The following is a 16676-nucleotide window of genomic DNA, read 5'->3' on the forward strand; positions in this document are numbered from 1 at the left end:
ATGGTACATCGATTCGCTTCAGGTGCCCATGGTCCTCGTCTTGAGGACCGTCAACCGCCTTCCGGGCAGCCGGCCTGCCCAGTCAACAGCACTCCCAGCAACGCCTCATCGCACCGGAGTTCCTCATGACCCAGCTCGCCATCGAAACCGCCAATCTGGTCAAGACCTTCGGCTCAACCCGCGCCCTGGACGGCTTCTCGCTCGCCGTCGAGCCCGGGCAGGTGGCCGGCTTCCTCGGGCCAAACGGCGCCGGAAAGTCCACAGCCATCCGCGTCCTCCTCGGCGTCCTGCGTGCGGACGCCGGAACCGCCCGAGTCCTGGGACTCGATCCCTGGGCTGACGCCGTCGCCATCCACCGGCGCATCGCCTATGTTCCGGGGGATACCAGCCTCTGGCCGAACCTGACCGGCGGTGAAGCGATCGACATCTTCACCCGCCTGCACAGCGGCGGCCGCAACGGCAGCGAGCAGGGCGCCCGGCGTAGCCGGGGTTCCCGACGCCGCACCGAACTGCTCGAGCGCTTCGAACTGGATCCCACCAAGAAGGCGCGGACCTATTCCAAGGGCAACCGGCAAAAGGTTGCCCTGGTGGCTGCGCTGGCCTCCGACGCCGACCTCTACCTCCTCGACGAACCCACCTCCGGACTGGATCCGCTGATGGAAGCGGTGTTCACCGATGAGGTCCGCAGCCTGCGGGAGGCGGGCCGCACGGTGCTGCTCTCCAGCCACATCCTCGGCGAGGTGGAGAAGCTGTGCGACACAGTGACCATCATCCGCGCCGGACGCGACGTCGAAACGGGCACCATGGCGCAGCTGCGCCATCTGACCCGTTCCGCGGTGACCGCGACGACGACGGCGGATCCCGCCGCCCTCTCCGCCGCCGCCGGAGTGCACAACCTCAGCGTTGACGACGGTTACCTGCGGTTCGACGTCGACAACGCCCGGGTCAACGACATCCTGCTGCTGCTCGCCGACGCAGGCGTCCAGAACCTGACCATCACCCCGCCGTCGCTGGAAGAGTTGTTCCTGCGCCACTACGGCGAGGCAGCCGCGGAAGAGGCAGTCCGATGAGCACCGCAGCCGCGGTTTCCCGCCCCGCCGCCGTCGAGCGGCGATCCTCAGCCCCGTGGGCCGCCACCGGCGGGCTGCTGCGGCTGAACCTGCGTCTGGACCGGATCCGCATCCTGGTCTGGACCCTGGCGGTCGGACTCGCGGTGGCCGGGTCCATGGCCAGCTTCGAAGTCACCTACAACACGCCGGAAGCGCTGCAGGCGCGGGCGGGCCTGATGGCCAACCCCGCGGCGGTCATGATGACCGGGCCGGCTTTTGGGCTGGAGAACTACACCTTCGGTGCCATGGTCGCCAACGAGCTCTCGCTGTATCTTTTCCTGGCCTCGGCCATCATGAGCATCCTCCTGGTGGTCCGGCACACCCGCGCCGAGGAGGAATCCGGGCGGATGGAGATGCTGCGCGCGCTGCCTGTGGGCAGCTTCGCCCCGGCTGCCGCAGCGGTGCTCACGGTCGCCGTCGCCAATGCGGCTGTCGGCGCCGCAACAATAGCGGCCCTTGCCGGATCGCAGCTGGAAACGGCCAGTTCGGTGGCCCTCGGCGTCGGGACGGCACTCACCGGCCTGGTCTTCGCCGGCGTGGCGGCGGTGTCCGCCCAGCTGACCGAACACGCCCGCAGCGCAACCGGAACCGCGATGGCCGTCCTGGCGGCCGCCTTCCTGATCCGCGGCATCGGCGACGTAATCAACAACCAGGGCTCGTGGCTGTCCTGGTTCTCCCCGCTTGCGTGGGCCCAGCAGGCCCGCTTCTATGTGGACCTGCGCTGGGAACCGCTGGCGCTGGCCGCCGTGGCGACCGTGCTGCTTCTGGCCCTGGCCGTGTATCTGGCCCAGCGGCGGGATCTGGGGGCCGGGCTTCGCCAGCCGCACCCCGGGCCCGCGGCCGCCCCCCGCACACTGCTCTCGCCGGCGGGCCTTGCGAGCCGGCTGCTGCGCGGTTCCTTTGCGGCCTGGGCAGCTGGCGTGTTCCTCTTCGCAGCCGCGTCTGGTGCCCTGGCCAACTCGCTGGAGGACGCATTCGCCGATGTTCCGGAGCTGGGGAACCTGATCGCCGTCGATCTGGCGGACATGACCACCAGCTTCGCCTCCGCCCTCCTCTCCTTTCTCATGGTCGCGCCGCTGATCTTCAGCGTTTCCGGCGTCCTGCGGCTGCGCGGCGAGGAAGATGCGGGCCGCGTCGAACAGCTGCTGGTCACCGGCAGCTCACGGCCGGGGCTGCTCATCCGCTGGCTGGGCGTGGTGGCCGTGCAGACGATCCTGCTCACCGCGGTGGGCGGGTTCGGCACCGGAACGGGCGTCTGGGCGGGAACCGGCGACGCCGACTGGGCCGGCAAGCTCACGCTCGCTGCGCTCGCCTATTTGCCGGCCGTCGCGCTGGGCGCAGCCATCGCCGTCGCGCTGTATGGCCTGGCCCCCCAAATCTTGCCCCTGGCCTGGGCGCCGGTGGTGTGGGCCGCCGTCGTGCTGTATCTGGGTTCGCTGCTCGGCCTTCCCGATTGGGCCACCGACCTTTCACCGCTGGCCCACGTCCCGCTGCTTCCGAGTGCTGAAATGGTGGCTGAACCGCTGGTCCTGATGGGTCTGTTCGCCGCCGTTTTGGCGGTCGCCGGCTTGGTCGGGTTCCGCCGCCGGGATGTCGGGGCTTCTTGATGTCCGGAGCGGCGTAGGGCTGCTCCGGAGGAAGACGGCGCCACCCTAGCCGTGGAGTGGGCAGCCCCCTACGCTGAAGGCGGCGGTTGACCTGCCGTCCTCCACGCGGACCAGGAGTTCCTGATGAAGCAGACACCAATTCGTACCGTAATCAGTCCCGGTCGTTATGTGCAGGGTGCCGGCGCTATTCACCGCCTGGGCGAGTTCCTGGCACAGATCGGCAAGACTCCGCTCATGGTGGCCGACGACGTCGTCTGGGGTTTCGTGGGCCACGATGTCACCACCTCGCTGCAGACCCATGAGCTGCCGCTGACCCGCGAAGTTTTTAACGGAACCCCCACTGCTGCCGAGATCGACAGGTTAACCGGCGCCATTCGGGCTGCTGGCGCCGACGTGGTGGTGGGGGTCGGTGGCGGCAGCACCATCGACGCGTGCAAGGCAGCCGGAGATGCGGCAGGCATCCGCTGGGCGTCGGTGCCCACCGTGGCTTCCACTGATGCGCCGACGTCGGCCCTCGCCGTCATCTACACCGCCGATGGAGCCTTTGAGGAGTATCGATTCTTTTCGCGGAACCCGGACCTGGTGCTGGTGGACTCGCAGATTGTCGCCAATGCACCGGCGTCGTTCCTGGCCTACGGCGTAGGAGACGCGCTGGCGACCTGGCTCGAAGCGCGCGCAACCGCTGCCTCCAACTCGCTGACCATGGCCGGGGGCCTGCCCACCCAGACCGGCACAGCGCTGGCCCGGCTGAGTTGGGACGTTCTTTGGGAGTTCGCACTCCCGGCACTTGATGCCGCGCGGGACCATGTGGTGACTCCGGCGCTGGAGAAGGTTATCGAGGCCAATACGCTGCTTTCCGGCCTCGGCTTCGAATCCGGCGGATTGGCGGCGGCGCACGCCATTCACAACGGGCTGACCGCAGCACCGCAAACGCACGGGTTGGCGCACGGGCAGAAGGTGAACATCGGCTCGCTGACCCAGCTGGTGCTCGAGGGTGCACCGACCGCGGAAGTCCGAGATTTTGTGGAATTCACCACGCGGGTCGGTTTGCCGAACACGCTGACCGAAGTGGGGCTGTCAGTCGAGGACGCCCGCGAACTCGATCTGGTGGCGGAGGCGTCCACGGTGCCGGGGGAGACTATGAAGTCCATGCCATTCGATGTCGGACCCGCCGATGTGGTGGCCGCCCTGAAATCCATCGAGCGGTTTTCCCGGCGGGTCCGCCGCGAAGCAGGGCTACCCGAACCAGTGCCGTACAAGGCGGACTGAACCGGCAGCTAGGGCTGCTCCGCAGGCGCGGACGCAGGGGCTGCAGGAGCCCCCGGCTCGCCGGATCCCCCTGCATCTTCCATCTGGAGAATCATTCCCGATACCAGGATCCCGATCGCCAAGACCATCAGCAGCAGCACCCCGCTGATGATCGTTACCACTAGGGCGCTGCGCGGCCGCGGCCGGCGCCGGACGAGGGCACCCACCGCCAGCACGAAGGCCAGGCCCGCCAGCGGGAAAAACAGAGGCGGCAGGAAGACCGAGAGCACCAGGGCGACCAGTGCCACAATGCCCGACGGCGTCCCCAGCCAAAAGCTGTCTGCTGCCCGTCCCGGTGTGGGCGGGTCGGCCGGTGGGTCCGGCTGGACGCGTTCGGGTGCTGGACCAGTGCCGGATTTGGTGTTCATGGGTTTTCCTTAGATGCGACAGATATACGAGAGGTGCGACGGATACGACGCTTGGAGACGCTCGGGGCTGGTTGGATTGTGCTGGAGTTCAGCTTTCGAGGTCCTCGCCCTGCGGTTCGAAACCCTGCCGCTTGCCGTGCATCCAGAGCACGATATCCAGTTCCCGCAGTTCCGAAATAGGTTCGGTGATACCGGACTTGGCCCGAATTTCAGCCAACCGTTCGGTCAGCACCCCGTCAGCATAGGACGTGTGCCAGTAGAGCCACTGGTCCTTGGGTCCTGGCAGCGCGGTCACCCGGCGGATGATGGAATCATAAACCGGGATCAGCCGCGGCCGTTTCCGAGCCATGATCTTGCTGGTGGTGCTCGGTCCCACGCCCCAGCCCGCGTCGTCGTGCTTTCCGCGGAGCAGGTTCCACAGCTGCCGGGCGGCACTCTCGGCACCCAGATCCCGCTGCGGGTCCGCATCCGGAAGGTCCACATCCGCTGGGATCTGCGCCAAAAGATCGGAGATCTCCTCCGCCCGGGTCTCCAAAACGGCTATGGCTGTCCGCGGCGGAATCTTCACCGACCGAAAGGAGGCAGCCACTAGGTCGTCGGCGGTAATCCGGTTCACCGTTTCGGGGGCATCACCGCCGCCGGCCCACGAATCAAACCGGGAACTACTGCGGACCAAACCGGTGCGCGGCATAATTTCGGTGAAGAAATCCCGCAGATTCTGCGCTGCCGTATCAACGGTGATTTCGCCCGTCGAAATAACGCGTTTCATGGTTCCCCCGTCGATGGGTTGGAAAGTCCTAAAAACAGGTGCTGCTTCCACACCCTACTGTCGTTCTATAGAGTCCCACCATGCCCATTACCTTCAGTCCCATGGCGAATTCCAAACGGGACGCCGACGAGCTGGTTCGGTTCCTGACCACCAACCGGTTTCCGTTCCATGTGCGGCCCGAGCATTCGGAGGAATCAGCCCGTGAGGCCGTGGCCAGCGGGCGTTTCTGGTCAGGGGAATCCCACGGCTACTGGATCGACGACGACGGCGCGCGGATTGGGCTGGTCGTCCTGGACGACCTCGACGAGGACACCCCCATGTTTGATTTACGCCTGGCCGAGGCGTTCCGCGGCAAAGGCCTGGGGCCAAAGGTGCTTGCCGCGCTGTGCACCAAGGTGTTTGAGCAGTTTCCGGAACCGGTGCGGTTTGAGGGCCAGACGCGGGAGGACAACATCGCCATGCGCAAGACCTTCCTCCGTGCAGGTTTCCTCAAGGAAGCGCACTACCGTCTCGGCTGGCCCACCGCTGAGGGTCCCCGCGTTGCATCGGTGGCCTATGCCATCCTGCGCCAGGATTGGGAAAGCAAGGACACCACAGGGTTCGAATGGCATGACCTCCCGGCCTGAACCGGACTTCTCCGTAGACTCTGAACAAATAACCGGCCGCCGGCCGAGAATTTCGGGGGAATTTTGACTGCGAGTACGGAAACGGCCATCTCGGTCCGTGGACTGACAAAGAAATACGGCGCCACCACGGCCGTCGACGACCTTTCCTTCGAGGTGCAGGCCGGCAGCGTGTTTGCCTTCCTGGGCACCAACGGAGCCGGCAAGTCCACCACCATTTCCTGCCTGACGACAGTGAATCCGTTCAACGCGGGAGAAGTGTCGGTGAGCGGGCATGACGTCCGCACCGACGGTGGGGAGGTTCGAAAAGACATCGGCGTCGTTTTTCAGGACTCCGTGCTGGACCCCCTGCTCACCGGGCGGGAGAACCTGCGCTCCCGGGCCCGCTTCTACTCCGCGGACAACGCCGCCAATGACACCCGGATCGCGGAGCTGAGCGCGCTCATCGACCTCGAGGACTTCGTGGACCGCCGCTACGGCACCTATTCCGGCGGGCAGCGCCGCCGCGTGGACATTGCCCGCGCGCTGCTGCATTCGCCGTCGATCCTGTTCCTGGACGAACCCACCGCCGGACTGGATCCGGCCAGCCGGGCCCTCGTCTGGTCCACCATCCGCGAACTGCGGGACCGGCACGGGCTCACCGTCTTCCTCACCACGCACTATATGGAGGAAACCGAGGAAGCGGACCGGGTGTGCATCATCGACCGCGGCCGGATCATCGCCGACGGCACTCCGGCCCAGCTGCGCGCCCTGCACAGCAGCTCGGTCCTGAGCATCACCACGGACAACCGCCCGGCGCTGCTGGCGCTGGCAGCGGCAGAAGGCGCCCGCATCCGCGAGGAGGACGACGGCGGCGTGGTGCAGCTGGAGGTCGATGACGCCGCCACTGCCCGGCGGATCCTGGACCGGCACGGCGACGACGTCCTGGACTTTGAATTCCGGCACGGCACCATGGACGACGTCTTCCTGGCGCTGACCGGACGCAAAGGAGCAGACACATGAGCGTCGTACTCACCCTGATGAGCCGGAACCTGCGGCTGTTCTTCCGCGACCGGCTGGGCGTGTTCTTCTCCCTGCTTTCGGCTTTGATCCTGTTCCTGCTCTACGCCCTGTTCTTGGGCAACGGGCAGGTGGAGGACCTGCAGCAGTCCTTTCCCGGGGCCACGGAAGGGGAGGTCAAGGGATTCGTGGACAGCTGGATGTTCGCGGGCATCGTCGGCATCACCTCCATCACCTCCGGCCTGGGTGCGATGAACGTGTTTGTGGAGGACTCGGCGTCGGGCCGGTTCCGCGATTTCCTCGTCTCGCCGATCCGCCGCGACAAACTGATCATTGGCTACCTGCTCTCCGCCGGCGTCATTGCGCTGCTCATGACCACCACAGTGCTCATCATCAGCCTGGCCTACCTGTATCTGGTGGACGGCGTCAGCTTCGACGCCGGACAGATCGCCACGATTTATGGCTTCGTGGCGCTCAGCTGTGTGGCGTTCGCATCGCTGAGCGCACTGGCGGTGTCCTTTGTCCGCACCCCCGGCGCCTACTCGGCGCTGTCGACGATTGCTGGTACGGTCCTCGGCTTCGTGGCCGGCGCTTACATTCCCGTCGGCGCGATGCCCAACGGCGTGCAGACGGTGATCAACGCGCTGCCCTTCATGCAGGGATCGGTGCCCATCCGCCAGGAGATGACGGCCGAATCCCTGAATGCCATGGCCGGCGGGCAGCAGGAAGCCGTGACCGAGCTGCAGGAAATCTACGGCATCACCGCCTCGGTGGGGGACTGGGCCGTCACCAACACCTACGTGGTGCTCATCCTCGCCGTCATGACCGTTGTGTTCACCGTCTTGGCATCCCTGCGGATCCGCAGCCGGATCGCCTGAGCGCCGGGGGCCCCGCAGCTACACCCGCGGGTCGATGGCGAGCATGCCCATGCTCACGGCGTCCACCCAGGCCCCGTCCCAGCGCAGGGCGTTGCGCTGCCGGCCCTCGACGGTGAAGCCCGCCTTCTCGTAGGCGCGCTGCGCCCTCGGATTGAACGCAAACACCTCCAGCGCCACCCGGTGCAGGCCCAGGTCATCAAAGGCGTGCCGGACGACGGCGCGGGTCGCCTCCGTGCCGTACCCCTGCCCCAGCACGTCGGCGGGCGACAGGACAATCCGGAACCCGACGGATGCGTTGTCCGGATCCAGGTCGTTCAGCACCACTTCGCCCAGATACTGCTCCTTCTGATCCTGATCCTGACCTGTCGGGCGCCGGATGACGGCCCAGTCGGCGCGGTCGTGCCGCCCCGCCAGCCCAGCCAGCCAGCTCCGGATCTGGTCCGGCGTGAATTCCGCATGGGTGCCGGTCAGGCGCATGGCCTCCGGATCCTGCAGGGCCGCCCAAGCGCCGTCGAAGTGCTCCGGCCCCAGCGGCTCCAGGCGCAGCCGCTCGGTGGTCAGGGTGGCCTGGTGGGCAAAGAGGTTTTCGGAAATCACCTCGCCAGCCTAGCGCTGCTGATCCGGCGGGCTGATCCGATACGTCGGTGCCCCGGCTCGGGGCATGAGGCGGGACGGCAAGGAGCGCTAACGCCCGGCTGCAACCTCGAAAATTATCTCGAGGCCGTCTTCTTCGTCCCACTGCGAGCCGTTCTCCTGAAATCCGTACTGCAGGATGAGGTTTCGGGACGCTTCGTTGTCCGGACTGATCGTGGCCCGCACAGTGCAGACCGACGGCTCGCGCGCCGCCCGGCCCAGGAGCAGCTCCAGCGCGGCACGGGCATAGCCGCGGCGGCGGAGGACGGGGTCCACCGAGTAGCCCAGTTCCACCATGCCGGCGGAATCCGGAGGCCCGTGGAAGCCGGCGCAACCGACGGCCCGCCCGGTGGCGCTGTCGACAATCGCCCCGGTAACCCAGCCGGCGTCGTCGGGCGCCGTGGCCAGCTGGAGGCTGCGGATTTTCCACACCGCCTGCCGGTCGGACGAAAAATGCCGGGTCAGCGGCACAGGCGAGTGTCGGTTGGCGGTCGCCAGGTCTCCGTCGGCCAGCGCATCGATGGCGGTCAGCGGCAGCTGCACCAGTTCGACGGCGGGGCGCTGCTGCCCGGGAGCGTCAGCCAACGGACGCTCAGCCACGAAAGACGGAGCCGATCTGTTCCAAGGCGCCCGGAACCAGGGAGAAGTATGCCCAGACGCCGCGCTTTTCGCGGTGCAGGATGCCGGCGTCGACCAGGATTTTCAGATGGTGCGACACCGTGGGCTGACCCAGGTTCACCGGTTCGGTCAGGTCGCAGACGCAGGCCTCGCGGTTCTCCCGGGCGGCGATCAGGGAGACCAGCCGCAGCCGGGTGGGATCGGCCAGAGCCTTGAGCAGCCGGGCCAAGCGGGCAGCCTCGTCGCCGCCCAGGGCGCCGCTGGTCAGCGGAGTGCAGCAGGCGCCGGCCACGCCGTCGCAGGCTGCGGCGTCCGGTTCCCGGGTATCCGCAGGGGCCTCCGGGGCGACCTCCGGTACTGGTGCTGACACGGGCTTGGCCAGGGGAAGGGTAGTCACCCGTCCATTATGCACTCACATTGACACTCGTCGATATGTCCGGGGATACTCATATCGACCATCATCAATGTTTGGGTTACCGCCCGGCCGCCGGTGTCTCCTCCGGGCGGCGTTCATCCTAGGAGTTCCGTGAGCACAGTTTCAACCCGGGAGGGGACGCAGCAAACCGTTGCCCGCCTGTCCACTCTGGACCGGTTCCTGCCCCTGTGGATCCTGGGAGCCATGGCGCTCGGCCTGGTGGTGGGGCGTTTTGTGCCGGGCATCGGTCCGGCGCTGGACGCACTGAAGATCGCCAACGTCTCGCTGCCCATCGCGCTCGGCCTGCTGGTGATGATGTACCCGGTGCTCGCCAAGGTCCGGTACAGCCAGACCGGGTCGGTGCTGCAGGACAAAAAGCTCATGGTCACGTCCCTGGTGCTGAACTGGGTGGCCGCACCGGCCTTCATGTTCGCGCTGGCCTGGATCTTCCTGCCGGACCTGCCCGAATACCGGACCGGGCTGATCATTGTCGGTCTGGCCCGCTGCATCGCCATGGTGCTGATCTGGAACGACCTTGCCTGCGGAGACCGCGAAGCCGCCGCCGTGCTGGTGGCCATCAACTCGGTGTTCCAGGTGTTCGCCTTCGGCGCGCTCGGCTGGTTCTACCTCCAGCTGCTGCCGTCCTGGCTGGGCCTGGAAACCACCAGCGCCGGGTTCTCCTTCTGGGCGATCACCGGCTCGGTGCTGATCTTCCTGGGAATTCCGCTGGTGGCCGGCTACTTCAGCCGCACCCTCGGTGAACGGGCCAAGGGCAGGGACTGGTACGAAGGAACCTTCCTGCCGAAAATCGGACCGTTTGCCCTGTACGGGCTGCTGTTCACCATCACCGTCCTGTTCGCGATGCAGGGCGGCACCGTGACCGAAAAGCCGCTCGACGTCGTGCGCATCGCGCTGCCGCTGCTGGTGTATTTCCTGGTGGTGTTCGGCGCCGGCATGCTGCTTGGCCGGATCCTGAAGCTCGGTTACGCCCGCACCGTCACCCTGGCCTTCACCGCTGCCGGCAACAACTTCGAACTGGCCATTGCCGTGGCGATCGGCACCTATGGCGTGGCGTCGGGGCAGGCGCTGGCCGGCGTCGTCGGGCCCCTGATCGAGGTTCCCGTCCTCGTGGCGCTGGTCTATGCCGCGCTGTGGGCCCGCCGCTTCTTCACGGCTGGCTCCTTTCCTCCGGAAGCCGGCACGCTCACACTGGAAACCACCACCGATAAGGCGAAATCATGACCTCCGCAGCACCCTCAGTCCTGTTTGTCTGCATCCACAACGCCGGCCGCTCACAGATGGCCGCCGCGTATCTGACCGCCCTGTCCGGCGGCCGGGTCGAGGTCCGGTCCGCTGGCTCCGCCCCCGCCGACACCGTGAATCCGGCCGCGGTGGCCGCCATGCGCGAGGACGGCATCGACATGTCGGCGGAAATCCCCAAGATCCTCACCGTTGACGCAGTCCGGGAATCCGACGTCGTCATCACCATGGGGTGCGGCGACACCTGCCCCATCTTCCCGGGAAAGCGCTACGAGGACTGGGCGCTGGCTGATCCTGCCGGGCAGGGCGTGGAGGCCGTCCGCCCCATCCGCGACGACATCAAGGCCCGGGTCCGGGCCCTGCTCGCCGAGCTGCTTCCGGAGCCTTCCCGGTCGTAGAATCCGTCCGCCCGCCTAAGGAGCACCTCGTGAGCACTGATCCGGTCATCATCATCGGCTCCGGTCCCGCCGGCTACACCGCGGCAATATACGCCGCGCGCGCCGGTCTGCGGCCCCGCGTCCTGGCGGGTTCGGTGACCGCCGGAGGCGCCCTGATGAACACCACCGAGGTGGAGAATTTTCCCGGCTTTCCCGACGGCATCCAGGGCCCGGACCTGATGGAAAACCTGCGCCGGCAGGCGGAAAAGTTCGGCGCCACCATCCAGTACGACGACGTCGTGTCCCTGCAGCTGGGCGGACACACCAAGCGGGTGGAGACCGGCGGCGGGGAGACGCACAAGGCGCGCAGCGTCATTCTGGCCACCGGATCCGCCTACAAGGAACTGGGTCTGCCGGAGGAAAAACGGCTCAACGGCCGCGGCATTTCCTGGTGCGCCACCTGTGACGGGTTCTTCTTCCGGGACCGGGACGTTCTGGTGGTCGGCGGCGGGGATTCAGCCATGGAGGAGGCCCTGTTCCTGAGCCGGTTCGGCAAAACCGTCACCGTGATCGTCCGCCGCGGAGAGCTGCGGGCCTCACGGATCATGGCGATGCGGGCGAAAAGCCACGACAAAATCCGGTTCGAGTGGAACAGCGAGGTCACCGCCGTTCATGGCACCGACAAGGTCACCGGCGTAACCCTGACCGACACGGTCACCGGGGACAAGCGCGAGCTCCGCGCCGACGGTCTGTTTGTCGCCATCGGCCATGTGCCGCGCACCGAACTGATGCACGGGCAGGTGGAGCTGGATGCGGAGGGCTACATCACCGTTGCCGCCCCCACCACCGCCACCACTGCCGACGGCGTTTTTGCGTGCGGCGATGCCGTGGACCACCGCTACCGCCAGGCCATCACCGCTGCCGGCACCGGCTGCGCCGCAGCCCTCGACGCCGAACGCTATCTGGCCGCCCTGGAAGACGCCGACAGCATCGCCACCGCACTAGTAGAAGGAAAATAAATGTCTGAACGAATTCCTGAGTCCGCCGACCTGCCCGTTGCCGTGATCGGCGCCGGGCCAATCGGCCTCGCCGCTGCGGCACACCTGCTGGAGAACGGTCTGACTCCGCTGATCTTTGAAGCCGGAGACCAGCCTGCCGCCGCCGTGCGGGACTGGGGCCATGTGCAGCTGTTCTCGCCGTGGCAGTACAACGTGGACGCCGCTGCGCGCCGGCTGCTCGAGGCCCACGGCTGGCAGGCACCGGATCCGGCGGCGCTGCCCACCGGCACCGAGCTGGTCGAGCAGTATGTGGAACCGCTGGCACGCATTGCTCCGATTGCAGCAGCCCTGCACACCAGCTCGCGTGTGCTCGCTGTCAGCCGCGCCGGCCTGGACCGCACCCGAACCGCCGGCCGGGATGCCGCGCCCTTCCTTCTCCGGGTGCAGGCCGCCGACGGCAGCATCACCGACCACCTGGCCCGCGCCGTCGTCGACGCCTCCGGCACCTGGAGCCAGCCGAATCCGCTGGGGCAGGCCGGTCTTCCGGCCCTCGGTGAGCAGGACGCACGGCAGCTGATTTCCCGTCCCCTGCCCGACGTCACCGGCCGCGACCGGGACCGTTTCGCCGGCCGCCGTGTCCTGGTGGTGGGCGCCGGGCATTCCGCGGCCAACACGCTGCTGTCCCTGGCCGATCTGGCTGAAAGCGCACCGGACACCCGCATCCTGTGGGCCATCCGCGGCGCCGACGCCACGCGGCTGTACGGCGGGGGAGACCTGGACGGGCTGCCGGCACGGGGTGCCCTCGGATCCCGGCTGCGGGATCTGGTCCGGTCGGGCGGGATCGAACTGCACACCTCCTTCACCCTCACCGCACTGAAGGCGGCGGATTCGCTGCTGGTCACCGGCTCAACGCCCGACGGCGAAACCTCCCTGGAGGTCGACGTCCTGATCCCGGCGACCGGCTTCCGGCCCGAGCTGGAAATGCTGCGCGAAATCCGGCTGGATCTGGATCCTGCTGTGGAAGCGCCCCGCGCCCTGGGACCGCTGATTGACCCGGAATTCCACAGCTGCGGCACGGTGCCGCCGCACGGAGCCCGGGTGCTGGCCCATCCGGAGAAGGACTTCTACATTGTCGGCATGAAGTCCTACGGCCGGGCGCCCACCTTCCTGCTGGCCACCGGCTACGAGCAGGTCCGGTCCGTTGCTGCCGCTCTGGCGGGCAACTGGGTTGCTGCTGACCAGCTCGAGCTGGAGCTTCCGGAGACCGGCGTCTGTTCCACCGATCTTGGCGGGGGCGGCTGTGACACTGAGCCGTCGGCGTCGTCGTGCTGCGAAGCCGAAGCCGAGCCGGCGTCGGCAGCGGCAGCGTCGTCGTGCTGCGAAACCGAGACCGAGCCGGCGGCTTCGGCGTCGTCGTGCTGTGAAGCCCCGGCGGCGGGACCACAGCCGGTCTCGCTTGGTTTCGCCACCGGGAGTGCTCACGGACGTTCGGGGGAATCCGGCTCCGGATCCTCCGGCGCTCCGGGATCTCCAGGCACAGGCGGTTGCTGCTAGGCGCCGCTGAAGGTCAGCACCAGCAGCGTGATGTTCAGCCCCACCAGAAGCAGCGCAATCACCACGCCCAGCGCCGTCGTCCACCAGCGATTGCAGTGCACGCCCATCAGGTCCTTGCGGGAGGTCAGCCAGACCAGCGGAATCAGGGCAAACGGGATACCGAAGGACAGGATGACCTGGCTCAGGACCAGCGCCCAGGTGGGGTCGATGCCAGCCGCAAGGATCAGCAGGGCCGGAATCAGGGTGACCAGGCGTCGCAGCAGCATCGGAATCCGAACCTTCAGCAGCCCCTGCATGATCTCCGCGCCGGCATAGGCGCCCACCGACGTCGAGGCCAGGCCGGAGGCAAGGAGTCCCACCGCAAAGAGGGTCGCGACGACGCCGCCCAGCGAGGCAGCGATGGCGGCGTGCGCGCCCTCCAACGTGTCGGTGCCCTCGACCCCCTGCAGCGAACTCGCCGCCAGCAGCAGGATTGCCAGGTTCACCGTTCCGGCCACTGCCAAGGCAATGGTGACATCCCACCGCGTGGCCCTGATCAGCATGGGTGTGGTCAGGCTGGCGCTGCGGTCCGGGAAGCGGTCCCGGGTCAGTGCGGAATGCGCGTAAATGGCGTGCGGCATGACGGTGGCGCCAAGAATGGAAGCGGCAAGCAGCACGGATTCACTGCCCTCAAACCTGGGAACCAGGCCGTTTGCCAGGGCACCGGCGTCGGGCGGCGCCATAACGACGCCGGCGGTAAACCCGACGGCGATGATCGCCATCATGGAAATGATGACGTATTCGAAGGTCCGGTGCCGCCCGCTGCCCTGCAGCGCCAGCACGGCCAAGGAAATTGAGCCGGTGATGACGCCGCCGAGCAGCAGTGGCAGGTCGAACAGCAGCCAGAGGGCCACTGCTCCGCCGATGACTTCGGCGACGTCGGTAGCCATCGCCACCAGTTCGGCCTGGAGCCAGTAGAGCCGGCGCGCGGATTTGCGGCCGATCCTCTCGCCCAGAAGTTCGGGCAGCGACTTGCCGGTGACCAGTCCCAGCTTGGCTGAGAGGTATTGGATGAGCCACGCCATGGTGTTCGCCGCAACCACAACCCACACCAGCAAGTAGCCGAAGCGGGCTCCCGCAGTCATGTTGCTGGCGACGTTGCCGGGATCCAGATAGGCGACCCCGGCAACCAGTGCCGGGCCAAGCATCCAGAGCAGGCGTTTGGGCGCAGGCGGTGATACCGGCGGTGGGGAACCCGCTGGTGGGTGTCCCGCCGGTTCGGATCCCCCTGGTTGGAGGAGTGGCGTCTTGCGGCTCATACCAGCAACCTAGCACGGTAGTTCGGTAGGCCGAAGAAAAGTTAGCGGTGTCTCGAAAAAGGGGAGCCAAGTCTTGACCTATGGGACCTGGGGAGCCGGGGAAGGTCGTGGGGTGTGGTCTGGGGGAGGGGTCTGGGTCTCCGGGCTGGACGCGCGGAAGAGGAAATGCTCGACATGAAGGGGCGTAGGTAGTCCGTTGAAAAAGACAGGTATTTGCGGGTCACCAAATCGTCCTGTTTGGGACTGTTTTAGGCCTTTTCCGAGACGGAAATGTCAGTGCCGGGTGAAAGTCTGAAGTCATGGATCAGAACGGATCTTCGACCGGGACTCCCGGCACTGGCGGTGAGACTGCAGCTTGCAGTCGGTTCGTCTTTGTCGCCGAGCCTGGGGTGGCCGGCACTGATCCTGCTGCCGGTGCCGGGGTTGATCCTGTTGCCGGCGACGGGGCTGACGTTCAAGGATCCGGTGGCTCTCCAGTTCCTTCATCCTCTGTTGATTCTGTCCATTCCCCTGAGGCGTCTGGCGCCGGTTACCGGGACGGGTTTACCGGGTTCCTGACCCTGCAGAATGTGGAGTCGTTGACCGAGGAGCAAACCGGGACGGTGTTGGCCCGGCTCAATCATTTGTCGCGGTGGGTGCAGGCGCAGCAGGCTCGGGTCCTGTCCCGGCTGCAGACCGTTTACGAGGACGAGACGCTATCCGTTACCGGGTTGCGGGACGCGGAGATGGCGTTCAGTCTCGCCGCGGAGGAAGCCGCGACCATTCTGGGGGTGCCTGCCGGTACCGGAAAGGCGTTGATGAGTCAGGCCGGTGATCTCTGCACCAGGAACACGGCCACACTGAAGGCGTTGGAGTCCGGACAGATCAGTTACGGGCACGTCGAGACCCTGGTGGAGCAGTGTGTGGGCGTGGTGCCGGGCGAGCTGACCGGGTTCGAGGCGGAGCTGCTGGGTCTGGCGGCGGGCCAGACCAGAACCCAGTTCCGGGTGAAGGCTCACCGGCTGCGGGAGCAGTACTATCCGGAGACCATCGTGCAGCGGCAGTTGACGGCGTTTGAGCAGCGGACGGTGTGGGTGCGGCCGGAGCCGGACGGGATGTCCTGGCTCTCGGCGTTACTGCCGGCCGAGAAAGCCCAGGCCATTTTTACTCAGCTCAGTGTTGCGGCCCGGGGTGAGCAGGCCGCCGGGGACACGCGCACGGTGGATCAGTTGCGCACGGATATTCTCACGGACTTACTCGGCGGGCACGACCATGAATGCGGTGATGCCGACGGCGCCGGTCGAGGGGCCGGAAAGGGCGGGAAGGGCAGGAAGGGCAAGGGCCTCGGCAAGAATTCCGGTTCCGGGAAGGGGCCCGGGTCCTGCCGTATTGGCCATGGTCCCAAGGCTCGGACGGAGATCCTGGTGCTGATCAACGCCGAAACCATCTTCGGAGCCGATGACCAGCCAGCCGAACTGAACGGATACGGACCGATCAGTCCCGTAACGGCCCGGCGGATGGCCCGCGAGGCCATGAAATGGACGCCGGTGGAACGCGACCCGGACACCGAAGAGATCCTGCGGGTCGGGAAAAGACGAAAGGTCCCCGACGGACTGAAACGGGTCCTGCGGGTGCGGGACGGAACCTGCCGGTTCCCGGGGTGCCGGACCAATGCGGTAATTTCCGAGATCGACCACACCAAGCCGTGGGCTCGGGGCGGGCCGACGGATCATGACAATCTGGAGCATTTGTGCCGGCGGCATCACATGTTCAAATCCGAAGGGTTCTGGAAAGCCAGGCAGCCTCGTCCCGGGGTGATTGAGTGGACCTCACCGGGCGGCAGGTGTTACCGCACCGAACCGCAACTGAGCCTGTCCCGGGAA

General features: G+C 66.9%; 17 protein-coding genes. 11 read left to right on the forward strand and 6 right to left on the reverse strand.

Features of this window, described 5'->3' with window-relative positions:
* The first annotated feature begins 125 nt into the window (after positions 1-125).
* The 3 genes from QNO00_RS11220 (at position 126) to QNO00_RS11230 (ending at position 3985) form a co-directional block, all read left to right on the forward strand.
* On the forward strand, positions 126-1070 hold the full coding sequence (locus QNO00_RS11220; protein WP_284024570.1) for an ABC transporter ATP-binding protein: 945 nt from the start codon (positions 126-128) through the stop codon (positions 1068-1070).
* Positions 1067-2716, forward strand: coding sequence for an ABC transporter permease (locus QNO00_RS11225; RefSeq protein ID WP_284024571.1), 1650 nt, complete (start codon positions 1067-1069; stop codon positions 2714-2716). Before QNO00_RS11220 ends, QNO00_RS11225 begins: the two co-directional genes overlap by 4 nt.
* A 123-nt stretch (positions 2717-2839) precedes the next feature.
* Positions 2840-3985, forward strand: coding sequence for a glycerol dehydrogenase (locus QNO00_RS11230; protein ID WP_229966286.1), 1146 nt, complete (start codon positions 2840-2842; stop codon positions 3983-3985).
* Between the two features lie 8 nt (positions 3986-3993).
* On the opposite strand, the gene QNO00_RS11235 is transcribed toward QNO00_RS11230, so the two are convergent.
* Both QNO00_RS11235 and QNO00_RS11240 read right to left on the reverse strand, forming a co-directional pair.
* Positions 3994-4392 (reverse strand): hypothetical protein, encoded by a 399-nt coding sequence (locus QNO00_RS11235; RefSeq protein ID WP_284024572.1) that lies wholly within the window; start codon positions 4390-4392, stop codon positions 3994-3996.
* Positions 4393-4480: 88 nt separating this feature from the next.
* A complete protein-coding gene (locus QNO00_RS11240; RefSeq protein ID WP_284024573.1) occupies positions 4481-5161 on the reverse strand; it encodes a DUF6308 family protein in 681 nt (226 codons plus the stop codon).
* A gap of 80 nt (positions 5162-5241) precedes the next feature.
* Between QNO00_RS11240 and QNO00_RS11245 the strand changes: the two genes are divergently transcribed.
* The 3 genes from QNO00_RS11245 (at position 5242) to QNO00_RS11255 (ending at position 7661) form a co-directional block, all read left to right on the forward strand.
* The gene (locus tag QNO00_RS11245; RefSeq protein ID WP_284024574.1) at positions 5242-5787 is read left to right on the forward strand and encodes a GNAT family N-acetyltransferase; all 546 of its coding nucleotides are present in this window, start codon (positions 5242-5244) and stop codon (positions 5785-5787) included.
* Positions 5788-5850: 63 nt separating this feature from the next.
* On the forward strand, positions 5851-6786 hold the full coding sequence (locus QNO00_RS11250; protein WP_284024575.1) for an ABC transporter ATP-binding protein: 936 nt from the start codon (positions 5851-5853) through the stop codon (positions 6784-6786).
* Entirely contained in the window at positions 6783-7661 is an 879-nt protein-coding gene (locus QNO00_RS11255) for an ABC transporter permease (protein WP_229966281.1), read from the forward strand. Before QNO00_RS11250 ends, QNO00_RS11255 begins: the two co-directional genes overlap by 4 nt.
* Positions 7662-7679: 18 nt before the next feature.
* Here the strand turns inward: QNO00_RS11255 and QNO00_RS11260 are convergent, their stop codons facing one another.
* From QNO00_RS11260 to QNO00_RS11270, 3 genes are all read right to left on the reverse strand, one after another.
* Positions 7680-8258 carry a GNAT family N-acetyltransferase gene (locus QNO00_RS11260; protein WP_284024576.1) on the reverse strand — a complete coding sequence of 193 codons (579 nt, stop codon included), beginning with the start codon at positions 8256-8258 and terminating at the stop codon, positions 7680-7682.
* A gap of 87 nt (positions 8259-8345) precedes the next feature.
* On the reverse strand, positions 8346-8894 hold the full coding sequence (locus QNO00_RS11265; RefSeq protein WP_284024577.1) for a GNAT family N-acetyltransferase: 549 nt from the start codon (positions 8892-8894) through the stop codon (positions 8346-8348).
* Positions 8887-9204 (reverse strand): ArsR/SmtB family transcription factor, encoded by a 318-nt coding sequence (locus tag QNO00_RS11270; RefSeq protein ID WP_442860521.1) that lies wholly within the window; start codon positions 9202-9204, stop codon positions 8887-8889. The genes QNO00_RS11265 and QNO00_RS11270 overlap by 8 nt, the downstream gene beginning before the upstream one ends.
* 234 nt (positions 9205-9438) lie before the next feature.
* Here QNO00_RS11270 and arsB point away from each other — a divergent pair, with 234 nt between their 5' ends.
* From arsB to QNO00_RS11290, 4 genes are read left to right on the forward strand one after another with little or no spacing between them, the layout of a single operon-like run.
* On the forward strand, positions 9439-10569 hold the full coding sequence (gene arsB, locus QNO00_RS11275; protein WP_284024578.1) for an ACR3 family arsenite efflux transporter: 1131 nt from the start codon (positions 9439-9441) through the stop codon (positions 10567-10569).
* Positions 10566-10985, forward strand: coding sequence for an arsenate reductase ArsC (locus QNO00_RS11280; RefSeq protein WP_284024579.1), 420 nt, complete (start codon positions 10566-10568; stop codon positions 10983-10985). The genes arsB and QNO00_RS11280 overlap by 4 nt, the downstream gene beginning before the upstream one ends.
* 29 nt (positions 10986-11014) lie before the next feature.
* A complete protein-coding gene (gene trxB / locus QNO00_RS11285) occupies positions 11015-11983 on the forward strand; it encodes a thioredoxin-disulfide reductase (protein WP_284024580.1) in 969 nt (322 codons plus the stop codon).
* Positions 11984-13516, forward strand: a complete 1533-nt coding sequence (locus QNO00_RS11290) for an FAD-dependent oxidoreductase (RefSeq protein ID WP_284024581.1) — start codon at positions 11984-11986, stop codon at positions 13514-13516.
* Here QNO00_RS11290 and QNO00_RS11295 read toward each other — a convergent pair.
* Complete coding sequence (locus QNO00_RS11295; protein WP_502863347.1) at positions 13513-14814, reverse strand: Nramp family divalent metal transporter; 1302 nt, start codon at positions 14812-14814, stop codon at positions 13513-13515. The genes QNO00_RS11290 and QNO00_RS11295 overlap by 4 nt on opposite strands.
* Before the next feature lie 569 nt (positions 14815-15383).
* Here QNO00_RS11295 and QNO00_RS11300 point away from each other — a divergent pair.
* Positions 15384-16676, forward strand: a 1293-nt coding sequence (locus QNO00_RS11300; protein ID WP_284024582.1) for an HNH endonuclease signature motif containing protein, incomplete at its 3' end; no start/stop codon positions are given.

It is taken from the genome of Arthrobacter sp. zg-Y1219 (assembly GCF_030125545.1).
Taxonomy (GTDB): Bacteria; Actinomycetota; Actinomycetes; order Actinomycetales; family Micrococcaceae; genus Arthrobacter_B.

What these genes read in the sequence shown, in the direction of transcription:
- QNO00_RS11220 (WP_284024570.1), top strand. Translation starts at nt 126, where the DNA reads ATGACCCAGCTCGCCATCGAAACCGCCAATCTGGTCAAGACCTTCGGC.
- QNO00_RS11255 (WP_229966281.1), top strand. Translation starts at nt 6,783, where the DNA reads ATGAGCGTCGTACTCACCCTGATGAGCCGGAACCTGCGGCTGTTCTTC.
- QNO00_RS11295 (WP_502863347.1), bottom strand. Translation starts at nt 14,814, where the DNA reads ATGAGCCGCAAGACGCCACTCCTCCAACCAGGGGGATCCGAACCGGCG.
- QNO00_RS11290 (WP_284024581.1), top strand. Translation starts at nt 11,984, where the DNA reads ATGTCTGAACGAATTCCTGAGTCCGCCGACCTGCCCGTTGCCGTGATC.
- QNO00_RS11280 (WP_284024579.1), top strand. Translation starts at nt 10,566, where the DNA reads ATGACCTCCGCAGCACCCTCAGTCCTGTTTGTCTGCATCCACAACGCC.
- QNO00_RS11235 (WP_284024572.1), bottom strand. Translation starts at nt 4,392, where the DNA reads ATGAACACCAAATCCGGCACTGGTCCAGCACCCGAACGCGTCCAGCCG.
- QNO00_RS11225 (WP_284024571.1), top strand. Translation starts at nt 1,067, where the DNA reads ATGAGCACCGCAGCCGCGGTTTCCCGCCCCGCCGCCGTCGAGCGGCGA.
- QNO00_RS11245 (WP_284024574.1), top strand. Translation starts at nt 5,242, where the DNA reads ATGCCCATTACCTTCAGTCCCATGGCGAATTCCAAACGGGACGCCGAC.
- QNO00_RS11240 (WP_284024573.1), bottom strand. Translation starts at nt 5,161, where the DNA reads ATGAAACGCGTTATTTCGACGGGCGAAATCACCGTTGATACGGCAGCG.
- QNO00_RS11230 (WP_229966286.1), top strand. Translation starts at nt 2,840, where the DNA reads ATGAAGCAGACACCAATTCGTACCGTAATCAGTCCCGGTCGTTATGTG.